The sequence below is a fragment of the Streptomyces carminius genome, from assembly GCF_002794255.1.
GTDB lineage: Bacteria > Actinomycetota > Actinomycetes > Streptomycetales > Streptomycetaceae > Streptomyces > Streptomyces carminius.
Genome location: NZ_PGGW01000071.1, coordinates 1 through 12,866, shown reverse-complemented (window position 1 = coordinate 12,866; position 12,866 = coordinate 1). Strand labels below are relative to the sequence as shown.

At 71.7% G+C, this 12,866-nt stretch carries 12 protein-coding genes, 1 tRNA gene and 1 pseudogene; 9 read left to right on the top strand and 5 right to left on the bottom strand.

Annotated features, from left to right (window positions below):
* The first annotated feature begins 9 nt into the window (after positions 1–9).
* Both CUT44_RS31175 and CUT44_RS31170 read left to right on the top strand, forming a co-directional pair.
* Positions 10–94: transfer RNA gene (locus tag CUT44_RS31175), tRNA-Leu, on the top strand.
* 243 nt (positions 95–337) lie between these two features.
* Positions 338–817 (top strand): HIT family protein, encoded by a 480-nt coding sequence (locus CUT44_RS31170; RefSeq protein WP_100205366.1) that lies wholly within the window; start codon positions 338–340, stop codon positions 815–817.
* Between the two features lie 186 nt (positions 818–1,003).
* Here CUT44_RS31170 and CUT44_RS31165 read toward each other — a convergent pair whose 3' ends face one another.
* From CUT44_RS31165 to CUT44_RS34375, 4 genes are all read right to left on the bottom strand, one after another.
* Positions 1,004–1,489, bottom strand: coding sequence for an SAM-dependent methyltransferase (locus tag CUT44_RS31165; RefSeq protein WP_100205365.1), 486 nt, complete (start codon positions 1,487–1,489; stop codon positions 1,004–1,006).
* 68 nt (positions 1,490–1,557) lie between these two features.
* Complete coding sequence (locus CUT44_RS31160) at positions 1,558–1,779, bottom strand: hypothetical protein (protein WP_100205364.1); 222 nt, start codon at positions 1,777–1,779, stop codon at positions 1,558–1,560.
* A 96-nt stretch (positions 1,780–1,875) separates the two neighbouring features.
* Positions 1,876–2,913 (bottom strand): hypothetical protein, encoded by a 1,038-nt coding sequence (locus CUT44_RS31155; RefSeq protein WP_158239696.1) that lies wholly within the window; start codon positions 2,911–2,913, stop codon positions 1,876–1,878.
* Positions 2,892–3,245 carry a hypothetical protein gene (locus CUT44_RS34375; RefSeq protein ID WP_100205362.1) on the bottom strand — a complete coding sequence of 118 codons (354 nt, stop codon included), beginning with the start codon at positions 3,243–3,245 and terminating at the stop codon, positions 2,892–2,894. Before CUT44_RS34375 ends, CUT44_RS31155 begins: the two co-directional genes overlap by 22 nt.
* Positions 3,246–3,551: 306 nt before the next feature.
* Here CUT44_RS34375 and CUT44_RS31145 point away from each other — a divergent pair, with 306 nt between their 5' ends.
* The 6 genes from CUT44_RS31145 to CUT44_RS35070 all read left to right on the top strand — a co-directional run bounded on the left by CUT44_RS31145 (position 3,552) and on the right by CUT44_RS35070 (position 10,836).
* Complete coding sequence (locus CUT44_RS31145) at positions 3,552–4,085, top strand: hypothetical protein (protein WP_146252332.1); 534 nt, start codon at positions 3,552–3,554, stop codon at positions 4,083–4,085.
* Positions 4,086–4,117: 32 nt separating this feature from the next.
* Positions 4,118–4,627 (top strand): hypothetical protein, encoded by a 510-nt coding sequence (locus tag CUT44_RS31140; protein ID WP_100205360.1) that lies wholly within the window; start codon positions 4,118–4,120, stop codon positions 4,625–4,627.
* A 791-nt stretch (positions 4,628–5,418) separates the two neighbouring features.
* Positions 5,419–8,382: a lantibiotic dehydratase gene (locus CUT44_RS31135; protein WP_233221800.1), complete on the top strand. Its 2,964-nt coding sequence runs from the start codon at positions 5,419–5,421 to the stop codon at positions 8,380–8,382.
* Positions 8,379–9,527: a lanthionine synthetase C family protein gene (locus CUT44_RS31130; protein WP_100205358.1), complete on the top strand. Its 1,149-nt coding sequence runs from the start codon at positions 8,379–8,381 to the stop codon at positions 9,525–9,527. The genes CUT44_RS31135 and CUT44_RS31130 overlap by 4 nt, the downstream gene beginning before the upstream one ends.
* A gap of 11 nt (positions 9,528–9,538) precedes the next feature.
* On the top strand, positions 9,539–10,495 hold the full coding sequence (locus CUT44_RS31125) for a thiopeptide-type bacteriocin biosynthesis protein (protein ID WP_100205357.1): 957 nt from the start codon (positions 9,539–9,541) through the stop codon (positions 10,493–10,495).
* Positions 10,496–10,647: 152 nt separating this feature from the next.
* A complete protein-coding gene (locus CUT44_RS35070) occupies positions 10,648–10,836 on the top strand; it encodes a hypothetical protein (protein WP_456300522.1) in 189 nt (62 codons plus the stop codon).
* On the opposite strand, the gene CUT44_RS31120 is transcribed toward CUT44_RS35070, so the two are convergent.
* The gene (locus CUT44_RS31120) at positions 10,820–11,248 is read right to left on the bottom strand and encodes a hypothetical protein (RefSeq protein WP_456300521.1); all 429 of its coding nucleotides are present in this window, start codon (positions 11,246–11,248) and stop codon (positions 10,820–10,822) included. The genes CUT44_RS35070 and CUT44_RS31120 overlap by 17 nt on opposite strands.
* A gap of 158 nt (positions 11,249–11,406) precedes the next feature.
* On the opposite strand from CUT44_RS31120, the pseudogene CUT44_RS31115 reads away from it, so the two are divergent.
* Positions 11,407–12,858: pseudogene (locus CUT44_RS31115) on the top strand (NF041680 family putative transposase).
* Positions 12,859–12,866 lie beyond the last annotated feature (8 nt).

Sequence of the window (12,866 nt, the reverse complement as noted above, 5' to 3'; positions counted from 1 at the left end):
CGCGCACCGGTCCGGGTGGCGGAATGGCAGACGCGCTAGCTTGAGGTGCTAGTGCCCTTTATCGGGCGTGGGGGTTCAAGTCCCCCCTCGGACACAAACCATTTCCCCACGGTTTCGTTGAGACCGTGAGGTTTTCGCGTTCGAAGGGCTGATCGCCGCGGTTCTGCCGCCGGTACTGCTCGGGCCTTGGGCCAAGGCCCCTGGGCGAACCGGTGGAGACTGGGCAAGTCGGTAGCGGTCGTGGATGCTCCTCGCCCCCTTTACCCGGCCTTCGAGCTGTGTGAGGAGGATGGGGACCGAAAAGCGTTTCTTGATCACCGGTATGTAGGTTCCGGCCATGGCTGGTGACTGGCGGATGGACCGGATCGGGGCTGCGCTGAGAGGCGAGAACCCCACTGTGCTGCGGCGGCTGACGGCGGGGTTCGCGGTGATCGGGGACGTTCAGTTTCTGCCGGGCTACTCGGTTCTGCTCGTGGACGAACCGGATGTGCAGCGGCTGTCGGACCTGCCGAGGCCGAAGCGGCTGTCGTTCCTGTCCGACATGGACCAGCTCGGTGAAGCGGTCGAGCGCGCCTGCCGGCGGCTGGACCCGGCTTTCCGCCGGGTCAACCTGGAGATCCTGGGGAACACGGATCCGTTCTTGCACGCGCATGTCTGGCCGCGGTTCGAGTGGGAGCCGGCCGACATGGTGGGCAGGCCGGTGTGGCTCTACCCGCGTGAACGGTGGAGCGACGGGCAGTTCGCGCTCGGTCCGCGGCACGACGCACTGCGGGACGCGATCGGCAGCGAACTGGACCGGCTGCGCTCGGGGACCTGACTGTTGCGGGCCCGCCGACCGCCAGATCGGCGGGCCCGGTGATCGGGGACGATCAGCCGATGCTCGCCTGAGGCGTCTGAGCGGGGTGGTGTCGGTGACGCGGTCGGTGGTTGGGGGCGAGCAGGGCGATGATCGTGACAGGCCAGCGAAGTGCGGGCAGTCCCGGACGGCAGGCGCGTGGGCTGCTCAGGCTTGTTCGGGGGTCTCCCAGTAGTCCCGGAGCATCTCGGTGGGCCAGCTCGGCTGCCGCACATCACCGCGGGGGCCGAATTCGGCGAACCAGGGGGCGAGGTCGATGACCGGGGTGCCGTCGACGGCGTCCAGGTCGGTGACGTGCAGGTCGCGTCCGTCGACCTTGAGAAGGCGAGGGAAGGCGAGACCGAGCCGGTTGGGCCGGCGCATGTTGCGGTGCACGAAGGTGCCGGTCTCGGGCCAGTCGGGGTTGTTCCGGGGGCTGCGGACGCCGATGTGCTCCTCGGACCGGCTGACGAGGTGGAAGTGGAAGACCACCGTGAGGTGGCTGAACTCCTCGATGCCCTGGAGGGTCTCGACGGGGTACTCGGGGTGGAGGCGGATGACGGCCCGGGTGCCGCCCCAGAAGTCGTCGGTGGGCTCCTTGCGTCCGCCCACGACGGTGGCGATGCTCCGTACCTCGAACGTTTCCGCCGACATGCAGCTGGCCTTCCTGCTGTGTGGGTGACCGGGGCGGGACGCCTCGGCCGTGGTCGGATGGGGCCGGGTCAGTTTCCCGTGCGTAGCAGGGAAGCGGTCCGGGCGTCGAGTTCGGTGACCGCGCCGATGCCGCGGTTGCGGAAGGACGAGATGACCCGGCGCATGGTCAGTACCGTCTCGCGTGCTCGTCCGGACTGGACTCCGCTCATCGCGTCGAGCGCTCGCGACCAGGTGGCGCAGGCGGCCTCGACGTTGCCCTGCCGGGCCTCGATGGCTCCGAGACAGCCCATAGAGGGGCGTGATCGGCCATGCATCGGCCCGGTCGAGGTGGCGCCCCGGTACTACTGGGGGCAGCGCGTCTTCCTCCAGCCGTGGGGCTGCCGGAGTCAGGAGGAGGTCAGGAAGTCGGTCGCGCGTTCGTCGAGGGCAGTGGCGCAGCGTACTCCGCGGGTGCGGAATCGGCGCAGATTGCGACGCATGTTCCTGACGGCTTTGAGGGTGCGGGCGGACTGCACGCCGTCCATGCGGTCCATTGCCAGGTTCCAGGTGGCGCACGCCTGCTCGATGCCGCCCTGCTTGAGCTGCATCTCGGCTTGGGCGACCAGGTCCAGGGCGACGATGCGGGCGTAGGTGCCGGCGGGACGGGAGGAGGCGGCGCGAGCATATTGTTCGGCGGCGTTTCTGTGGTCGCCCAGGGATTCGAACACCTTCGCGGTACGGGAGTACACCGATGCGGCCGGCGGGCCCCAGGCCAGAGCCCAGAACGGCACCTCGTCCTCTGCGCCGCCGTCCAGCAGTGTGCGGGCATGGTCGGCTTCGGCGAGAGCGAGGCGAGTGTGCCCTGCCCTGGCCAGGGTGTGGGCGTGGACCACCCGGAAAAGTGCCTCGGTTTGGCAGTCCACCCTGCCCTTGGCGCGGTTCAGTCCCGTCTCGGCCAGGCCGAGGCAGTGCTCGGGTCGGTGCAGCTTGAGGCCCTGCATTGCCATGGTGCGCATCACGAAGCCGTCGTGCCCGGCGATACCGGACTCGACGGCCAGAGCGTAGGACTGGAGGTAGTAGCGCTGGGCCAGGCCCTGCTGCCCGGCGTCGTACGCCTTCCATCCCAGCAGGTGCACGCCCCGGGAGGCGGCCGAGAGCATTTGCCGGTGGGTTTCCTCGGTGCGGAACCGGCCTCTGCACAGCGGCGCGACATCATCGCGGAGGTACTGGACCAGGGCGCTGCGGCCGTGCTGCCCGCCGTGGCGTTCGTCCATCTCCGACAGCATCCGCACCATGTCCCGGACCGCGGCGACCTCGGCCATGCCGACGATGCGGCCGGTGCGTGCTGCCGCAACACGGTCGGTCATCTCTCGCACATGGGACAGGGGCAGAGCGGCGGCGGCCACCGAGTAGGCGGACGTGGTCAGGAAGTGGCGCCGGTCCAACTCGTCCCTCCACATTGCCAGTAGGGCTTCCACCGGATCGGGGCCGAGGCCAGTCCGATGCTGTCATCCTCGCTGTCGGTGGCAGGCAGACCAAGGTCGCCCTCGGTAAGAATGCGCCCCAGCCGCCGGGACAGAGCGATGGCCAGGTAGCAGCCGGTTTTTCCGGCCGGGATCGTTCCGGAGAGCCAGTGCTCGACTGTGGATTTGTTCGTCCGCAGCGTCTCGCCGTGCTCGGCGGCCACCACTCGCACGGCGCGCGCCAGAGCGGCGTAGGTCCATCCGGACTCGGTGACGAACTGCTTGAGCTCGGCGTTTGCTGTGCGCTTGGCCATGGAGGACCGCCCCGTATACCCGATATACCGTTCCGCTTCCCTGTCACCGTACCGACACAGGGTCACTTTCTGTTGACTGATTGTCACGACCGGCGTCGGGCGGGCTCGCCTGCTGAGAGGGCGGCTGTGGCACGACAACCAGTCCTGGCGCCTTCGTCTGTCAGGCCACCCACAGGACACACGCGTAGGAGGAACGGCACCGATGTGGTGGAGCGCGAGATGGTACGGCCCTTCGGACGGTGATCGGCACCCGGAGGAAGGGCAGCAGATCACGACATCCGACACCCTCGCCAAGGGGGTGCCGCGGTGATCGCTCTGGCAGAAGTGGACCCGGGCTGCGCGGTGAGCGGCGCTGAGCGGGATGTGGCTGTTGCGAACTGGCTGATGTCCGCGGCGGATGACCGGGAGCGGGTCCGCGCGGCGTGGGAGAGCACCAGGACTGCCCCGTTGCGGTGCGGGGCCCTGTTCGCGGCGGTGCGTATCCCGGTGGAGCTGGTGTACGCGGCCGCGGGCGCGCGGGAGGTCGGCGCGGTGGACCGGTACCTCGGCGAGGTGCTGGCCGGGCCTGCGTTCCTGGACACCTACTGGCAGCACTACTGGGCCCTGGTGCACCCGGGCGCGGCCGGACTGTGGAGGGACGAGGGGATCGCCTGCCTCGGGACCGGCACCGAGGTGGAGGTGCCGCACCCGCGATTGACCGACTGCGGCGACGCTGGCTGCTCGTACTGGGCGGTGCCGCCGCGCCGTCCGGGGCACCTGTGCGCGTCCTCGGCGGTGCTGCACCTGGTGATGTACGGCCGGCACCGGCTGGTCGTGGACCGGGGCGGTGAGGGCCGGTGATCCTCGCCGCTGTCCCTGTGCAGGCCGATCGGATGGACCACCACCGTCACTGCCCCGCCGGGCGGGTACGGCGCGGGGTGCCGGACAACCTTCTGGAGCCCACCGGCCGTCTGTCCAATGTGCTCGCGGCGTGGGCCCGGGGTGGGCCGGCCGAGGTCCCGGCCGGGATCGGTTTCGACGTGCTGCGCATGCCGGCCGGTCTGGCGCGGCCGGCCCTGGCCCGGATGCGGGCGTACGGGACGCGGACCGGACCGGTCGTCTTCGGCCCGTCCGGTGCCGAGTTCCTTGTCCGTGTCCACTCGGCCGGTGGCTGGCGCGAGCCGGACGCGGCGCTGCTGCCGCGGGGCGAGCTGGTGCTGCTGCCGCCTCCCGAGGCCGGGCCGGACCGGCCGGTGGGGGAGCGGGCCTGGCTGGTGCGGCCGGTGCACCACTGTGCGGGCATGGCGTCGGGCTGGGGCGTGGCGTGGGGCGGGGAACTGAGCGAGCCGTACCGCGAAGCGCACGCCGCCCGGGCCGAGACGGCTGCCGATCCGGCGTCCTGAACTGCCGCCCTTGCCCGGTCTCCGGGCTTGCCGGCCCCGGTGGGCTGACGCCCTTTTTCTTTCCGTTACTGCTGTGATTGCCACGATGAGGAGCGTGCTGTGACCGCGTCGTTGTTGCGTCTGATCTCCTGTACCACCCGGCCGGACCTGGGGGAGAAGTCATCGGCGGTCTGTGAGTGGATCGCCGGGCAGAGCCCCGCTGTCGTCTTCTGGCAGGGCCTGCACCCGGACGAGGTGCTGGAGGTGGAGCAGGCGCTGGGCATGGACGCCTACGTGGGCGGCCCGCGACCGTTGACCCGGCACGACATCGCCCTGCTGGTGCCCGCCGACGGACCGGTGGTGGTGGAGGAGATGCCCTGGCACCGGCAGACGGCGCCCGGGGAGATGCCCGCGCACGCCGTCGCCCGCCTGCGGGACCCGGGCGGGGAGCCCGGTCCGGGGAAGATCAATCTGGTGTCGGTGCGGGCCTGCGCGTGGGATGCCGGTCTCCGCCGGACGCAGGCGAGCTGGCTGACCACCCTGGTGTGCCCCGGCCGGCACACCATCGTGGCGGGGCTGTTCCACGACGCCCCCGCCGACATGTCACCGGACTGGGAGCGGACCGGTGACCCGGCGCTGGTCATGCAGCGCACCTACCCGGTCGCGGGTGGCCGCAACAGATGGGTCGACGACCTGGCGGACCGGGCCCTGACCTCCGGCGGGTATGTGGACGCCGCCGCCTGGTCGACCTGCGCCCACGGGCACGGATACGAGGTGCTCGCCCCGACCTGGACGGCCACAGCCCCGCGGATGTGGAGCGCTGGCGGGTATGGACGGAACAGGTCTGGGCGGACGGCGCCACGGCGGAGGCCGTCGAGGTCGCCGGCCCGCTGCTGGCCGAAGCCGTGCACGGCGTACTCAGCGGCCACCTCCAACAACCCCGCGCCGTCCGGCGGACCGTGATGTCCCTGATGCGCTACCTGCTGCGGATGCGGCACCGCGCCACCCCCTTCGGGTTGTTCGCCGGCCCCGCGCCCGTACACCTGGGCCGCGCCCCGGAGGTCCGCTGGGGCAGCCGGCACTGGGCGTTCGCCCGCGCGGACGCCCAGTGGACGGCAGAGCTCGTCTCCGCCCTGGAGAAGAACCCCGGCCTGCTGCGGCGCCTGCCGGTCATGGCCGACCCCACCTGCACGCTCCGCGGCACCCAGGCCACAGTGCCCCACCAGCCGGGCAAGGACGGGCCCGCACAGGTGAGGCTGCGGCGCACCCCGGCCGTGGAGAGGATCCTCGCTCTCGCCCGCCGCCCCATCACGGTCGGCGACCTCGTGGCCGAGCTGCACACCGACTACCCGGCCGCCCCCGGCGCGGTGATCGAGGACACGGTGCGGAACCTGATCGCGCACCGCGTCCTCCTCACCAGCCTGCGGGCGCCCATGACCGACGACGACGCTTTCGGGCACCTGGTGGACCAGCTCGACACCGTCGGCGCCGGGGCCGTTCCCGAGGTCGCCGCCACCGCCGATCGGCTCCGGCACATCCACCGGCTCCTGGCCCGGCACGACGCCGCACCACCAGGCGGCGAGCAGCGGGCCGTCCGCGCCGAGGCAGCACGGCGGATGACGGCCATGGCCGGGGCCGGGGCGTCGGACCGCACTCTCGCGGTGCACCTGCGCCCCGACTGCCGCATCGTCCTGCCCCGGGCCGTCGCGCGGGAAGCCGAGCGCGCCCTGGCGGTCATGGCCCGCATCACCCCGTACCCCGCCGGATCCCCGGCGTGGCAGGACTACCGCGCCCGCTTCCTGGAGCGGTACAGCATGGGCGCGCTGGTGCCGGTCCGCGACCTCACCGATCCCGACACCGGCCTGGGCTTCCCGGCCGGCTACCGGGACTCGGCCCTCCCTCGCCCCGTCCGGGCCACGACCGGCCGGGACGAACACCTCCTCGCTCTGGTCCAGGACGCCGCGGTGCGCCACGTGCGCGAGATCGTCCTCACCGAGGAGGACCTGGCCGCCCTGGCCGTCGATGAACCCGCCCAGGTGCCCGCCCACATCGAGCTGTGCTTCACCGTGCTCGCCACCTCCCTGGACGAGCTGCGGCGCGGCCGGTTCACGCTGAGCGCCGCGGGCCTGTCGCAGGCGGCCGGCACCACGACCGGCCGCTTCCTGGCCCTGCTGGAGCAGCCCGACCGCGACCGCATGACGGCCGCCCACGCCGCCCTGCCCACCCTCGCCGCCGACGCGGTCCGCGCCCAGATCTCCAGCCCGCCGCTGCGGCTGCGCACCCAGAACGTCGGCCGGGCCCCCGCCGTCGTGCCGCACGTGCTCTCCGTCGGCGAGTACAACCCGGCCGCCACCCTCGACCTGGAGGACCTCGCCGTCGGCGCCGACTCCCGGCGCCTCTACCTGGTGTCGCTGTCCACCGGCAGGCTCGTCGAGCCGTCGGTGATGAACGCCGTGGAACTCACCAACGCCACCCACCCCCTCGTCCGCTTCGTCACCGAGGTGCACCGCTCGCACACCGCCGTCCTGACACCGTTCGCCTGGGGAGCCGCCGCCCGGCTGCCGTTCCTGCCCGAAGTCCGCACCGGCCGCACCATCCTCTCCCCGGCGCTCTGGCGGCTGCGGCTGCGCGACGTCGGCCCCCCGGACGGGGCCGGCTGGCTGCGCCGCTTCACCGACTGGCGCTGCCACTACGGAGTGCCCCGCACCGTCTGTGCGGGATCCGACGACCGGCGTCTCCGGCTCGACCTCGACGAGGCCGCCCATCTGCAACTGCTGCGCGCCGAGCTGGAGCGCACCGGCACCGTGACCCTGCACGAGGCACCCGAGGACGACGCGCTCGGCTGGCTGGGTCACGCCCACGAGATCACCATGCCGTTCGCCTCCACCCTGCCGCCCGCCCCGGCCCGCACCACCGGCGCGCCGGTGGTGGTCCGCCGCGATGCCGGGCGGCTGCCCGGCACTTCCCCGTGGGCGTACCTGAAGATCTACTGCCACCCCGACCGCGCCCAGGAGCTCCTGACCACGCACCTGCCCACCCTGTTCCGGCAGTGGGAGGGCGGCACACCACTGTGGTGGTTCACCCGCTACGGCGACCCGGACACCCACCTGCGGCTACGCATCCGGCTGCCGCACCCGCACGCCTTCGGCGACGCCGCCCGGTGCACCGGGGCCTGGGCGGCGGCGCTCCGCGACGACGGGCTGATCAGCCGTATCCAGTGGGACACCGACCAGCCGGAGACGGGCCGCTACGGCACCGGCCACGTCCTCGAGGCCGCCGAACGCTGCTTCGCCGCCGACTCCACCGCCGCCATCGCGCAGCTGGCCCTGCCGATGGCACCCGGCCTGCGCCCGGCCGTGACCGCGGCCGGCTTCGTGGACATCGCCGGCGCCCTCACCGGCAGCCCCGAGAAAGGGCGCCGCTGGCTGATCGACCACCTGCTGAAGACGGAGGGCCCGGCACCCGAGCGCGACGTCCAGGCCGCAGCCATCCGCTTCAGCGCACCCGACGCCGACTTCACCGCCCTACGCGCCCTGCCCGGCGGCACCCGCGTCCTGGACGCATGGCGGCAGCGGCGCGAAGCCCTGGAGCGGTACCGGACCGCCCTCACCGCCGCCGGCGCCGAACCGGCCGCTGTGCTGCCCTCCCTGCTGCACATGCACCACAACCGCGTCGCAGGCATCGCACCCGGCAGTGAAGCCACCTGCCGCCGCCTGGCCCGCGCCGCCGCCCTGTCCTGGACCACCCGCACCCGCCCCGAAGGAACCCCACGGTGACCACCGCCCCACCCCGCCCCGCCACGGAGACCGCCGCGCGGCAGTCCCTCGCGCACGGCCCCCTCGGTACCGCCCTCCTCCACACCGACCGGGCCCACCGCGGCACCGGAACGTGGCAGGCCGTCCACCGGCAGCTGGCCACCATCGGCCCGCTCATCGACACGGACGACGCGAGCCTGTTCCTCGGCGCCCCCGCCATGGCGTACGTCCTGCACCTGGCGGCCACCGACGGCAACCGGTACGCAGGCGCCCTGCACACCCTGGACGGCATCGTGGCCGCACACACACGCCGCCGCCTGGACGCCGCCCACGCCCGCATCGAGCAGGGCCACCATGCCACCTTCGCCGAGTACGACCTGTTCCGGGGACTGACCGGCCTCGGCGCTCTCCTGCTGCGCCGCCGGCCGACCGGCGAGGAGACCAGGCGGGTGCTGGAGTACCTGATCCGGCTCACCGAACCGGTCACCGGCCCCACGGGGAGACCGGCACCCGGCTGGTGGGTCGGCCACGCCCCCGCCGGCCCCACAGTGACCTCATCGGGCGGCCACGCCAACGCGGGCCTCGCCCACGGCATCGCCGGACCACTCACCCTGCTCGCGCTGGCCAAACGGCGCGGCATCACCGTGGACGGCCACGACACCGCCATGGCCCGGATCTGCCGCTGGCTCGACCAGATCCGGCAGAGCGACCACCGCGGAACCCGCTGGCCCCGGTGGATCAGCAAGGCAGGCCCGGCGCCCGCGCTCCCGGCCGCACCGTCGTGGTGCTACGGCACCCCCGGCCTGGCCCGCGCGCAGCAACTCGCCGCCATCGCCCTGGGCGACCAGGAACGCAAACAGATGGCCGAGCGCGCCCTGCTGTACTGCCTGAGCGATCCGTACCAGCTCGACCAGCTCACCGGCCGCGGCCTGTGCCACGGCATCGGCGGCCTCCTGCGCACCGTCCAGCGAGTCGCCCAGGACGCGGAGGTCCCACACCTGTTCACCGACCGGCTCCCGCAGATCAGCCGCCGCTTCCTCGCGGCCGGCCCCCCGCAGGAGACCGGCTTCCTCGAAGGGGCGGCCGGCGCGGTCCTGGCCTTCCAAAGCGCCGAGCCGAACGCCGTGCCCGCCACGGACTGGGACGCCTGCCTGCTGCTGAGCTGAGGAGCGCCCACATGCCCCAGCACGATGCCGACGCGGCCGAGACCGCCGTCTTGTCCGTCCTGCGTGGAACACCGATCGAGGAAGCCGCCGGACGAGCGCGCATCGCCCCCGCACGGCTGGCCGCCGCGGTCGAGCGCTACCGCGCCGCCGGCCGCGCCGCACTCGAAACCCGGCCCACCGAATGGCACCAGGTGAACATCGAGTTCGCCCACTACCCCACCGCGGAGCGGACCTTCCGCGCCTACCTCCTGCCCTCCCTGCGCGGCGAGCCCGTCGGAGCGTGGTGGTTCGTGCGCAAGTACCCCTGCTGGCGCCTGCGGGTGCGCCCGAACCCGGACACACCGCCCGAGGACACCGCGGCACACCTCGCGAAAACACTCGATGCCGCGGTGTCGTGGGGCGTGGTGAAAAAGTGGTGGCCGTCCCTGTACGAACCGGAGACCGTGGCGTTCGGCGGCCCGAAAGGCATGGCCATCGCCCACGACCTGTTCCACCGCGACAGCGTCGGCGTACTCGACTACCACCAGCACACCGACGCGGGCACCGACGGATTCCCCGACGCCAAGGCCACCTCCCTGCTCATGGCCACCGTGCTGCTGCGGGCCGCCGGACTGGAATGGGGGGAGCAAGGCGATGTGTGGGGGCAGATCGAGGCCAGGCGTTCACTCCCCGACGACGTGCCCCCGGACAAAATCAGCGCCATGACCGGCCCCATGCGGCGCCTCCTGACCGCCGATGTCGGCCACGCACTCGACAGCGGCCCGCTCTCACTGCTGAAGACCTGGGCGACCGGCGTACAGCAGAGCGGCCGGGCACTGGAGAAGACGGCCCGTCAGGGCAGCCTCCGCCTCGGCCTGCGCGGTATCCTCGCCCGACACCTCCTCTTCCACTGGAACCGCATGGGCTTCCCTACCCGACAGCAGGCCATCTGGGCACGCGCCACCAGGGAGACGGTCCTGGGCTGGTGACCGATTCCCTCGTAGTGCCAAGGGGGATCGCTCCAGTGAGCTTCTTCGAGGTGGCCACCGATCAGGTGATGGTCCTCAAGCCGCAACGAGCGAGGCACCCGGGCTGTTGGTTGGGATGCCTGACGTCTCAACCACGCTGCTCGGGGGTCTCGTTGGTCATCTATCCTGCCGCGCTCGGCCTACCCCACGCGCTCGTGGAGTGGGTCACCATGCTCATCGGCACCCCGCCGAAGTGCGCGAGCGCGGCCCGGTGGCAGACGAAGAACGTGGGCAGGTCCTGGCTGGTGGTGAAGCAGCAGAACGGGTCGCGCGAGTATGACAGCGTCATGTGGAAGGAGTAGACCTTCGGAATCCCGACATGGGCCAGGATCCTGCCCTCATCCCCCAGTCGACCTGGGCCTGAGCACCCGGGACGACCTCGAAGCGCCGGTGCAGGCCCGCCAGCTCACCCGGGCTGATGCCCAGTTCCTCCGCGATCCGGGGCCGGGCTTCCCGCAGGTAGAGCTTCACCCGCTGGTAGTTGATCGCGACCCCGTACTCCTGGGCCAGATGCTCGTGGATCACCCTTCCCTTGAGCAGGATCTCGGACCTGAGCATCGCGTCGATCCGCGGCGCGACCTCGTCCACCACCCGCCGAGGCCGCTGATCTGCTGTTTCTCTCTTCGGCGGTGTGACCGATGCGGGGTACTTGAGGTACTTGCCGACCGTCCGGCGGTTCAGCCCGGTCTCCTTCGCGATCTCCCTCAGGCTCATCGCACCGGACTCATACAGCGGACGAAACCGCCTTAGCTTGGCGTTTAACCTAGGCCGTTCACCTGACCCGCTGATCTTGGTTCGTTCCCGGGACAGCAGGGCGGCCGTTCTTCACGCTTCGAGGTGTCGAGCAACGTCGCGCGAAGGAACGGCCGCTGGTGAAGAGTCTCGCCGCTGAACAGTCCTCTGACGCCGCGTTGGGTGTCCTGTCCCACTTTCGTGTCCAGTTCTACGACTGCCTCTACACGCGGGCGGATGCGCTCTTCGAGCTCACCGACGCGGTGCTGTGCTCGGACGGCCCGGTGACGTCGCTGGTCGAGTTGACGCTCACGGCCGAGCACCGGCGTGGGCACGGAGCGATGTACGACGCGGTCAACCACGGCTGGCTGGAACCGCGCCGCCTGCGCAGGCTGCTGGCCTTCACGCCGCTGCCGCGTGCCGCTGACGGGCGGATCGTGCTCGCGGTGGATGTGAGCAACTGGCTGCGTCCTGACGCCCCCACGAGCCCGGAGTTGCTGTTCTGCCACGTCTAGGGGCGAGGCCGCAGCGCGGATCAGTTCATCCCCGGCTGGCCCTACTCCTTCGTCGCCGCGCTGGAGACGGGGCGCACGTCCTGGACGGCCGTGCTGGACGCGATCCGGCTGGGGCCGGCCGACGACGCCACCGCGGTGACCGCCGCCCAGCTGCGCGAGGTGGTCACCAGGCTGGTGCACGCCGGGCAGTGGCGGCCGGGCGATGCGGACATCCTCGTCGTGATGGACACCGGCTACGACGTCACCCGCCTCGCCTACGTCCTGGCCGACCTGCCCGTCGAGCTGGTCGGCCGGCTGCGCTCGGACCGGGTCATACTCCAGGATGCCGGCCCTCGCCGCTCCACCCCTCGTGGCGGGCAGCCCCGCAAGCACGGCGGCGTCCTGACCTTCTCCAAGCCGGAATCCTGGCACACCCCCGACCAGGCCACGGTGTGCGACACCACTCGCTATGGCACGGCCGAGGCCCTCGCCTGGGACCGAATGCATCCCCGCCTGCAGGCTCGTGGCCCCTGGCTCGACCACTGCGGTGAACTTCCCTTGATCCACGGCACGTTGATCCGGCTGAAGGTCGACCACCTGCCTGGCGACCGCGACCCCAAGCCGGTGTGGCTGTGGTCCTCGCGCACCGGCATGACCGGGGAAGACGTCGACCTGCGCTGGCAGGCGTTCCTCCGCAGATTCGATCTTGAACATACCTTCCGGCTGTTCAAGCAGACGCTCGGGTGGACCGTCCCCAAGGTCCGCGATCCGCACACGGCCGACCTGTGGACCTGGCTGATCATCGCCGCCCACACCCAGCTCCGCCTCGCCCGGCCCCTCGCCGAGGACCTCCGCCGTCCCTGGGAACGGCCCGCCGAGCTGCGCCGGCTCACCCCCGCCCGGGTCCGTCGGGGGTTCCGCCACCTCCGCGTGAAGACCGCCCGTCCCGCTGGCGTGCCCCAACCCTCCCGGCCCGGGCCAGGACGCCCACCCGGCTCGAAAAACCGCAGGCCAGCCCCACGTCACGAGCCTGGGAAGACCGTGAAACGAATCGAAACCCTCACCGAACACGTCCGCCTGAAACAGCAGCGAGGATAAAGATCAAG

Coding starts and splice junctions, on each gene's coding strand:
- CUT44_RS31140 (WP_100205360.1), top strand. CDS start 4,118: ATGGACCACCACCGTCACTGCCCCGCCGGGCGGGTACGGCGCGGGGTG.
- CUT44_RS31165 (WP_100205365.1), bottom strand. CDS start 1,489: ATGTCGGCGGAAACGTTCGAGGTACGGAGCATCGCCACCGTCGTGGGC.
- CUT44_RS31160 (WP_100205364.1), bottom strand. CDS start 1,779: ATGGGCTGTCTCGGAGCCATCGAGGCCCGGCAGGGCAACGTCGAGGCC.
- CUT44_RS31120 (WP_456300521.1), bottom strand. CDS start 11,248: ATGAGCCTGAGGGAGATCGCGAAGGAGACCGGGCTGAACCGCCGGACG.
- CUT44_RS31170 (WP_100205366.1), top strand. CDS start 338: ATGGCTGGTGACTGGCGGATGGACCGGATCGGGGCTGCGCTGAGAGGC.
- CUT44_RS34375 (WP_100205362.1), bottom strand. CDS start 3,245: ATGGCCAAGCGCACAGCAAACGCCGAGCTCAAGCAGTTCGTCACCGAG.
- CUT44_RS31125 (WP_100205357.1), top strand. CDS start 9,539: ATGCCCCAGCACGATGCCGACGCGGCCGAGACCGCCGTCTTGTCCGTC.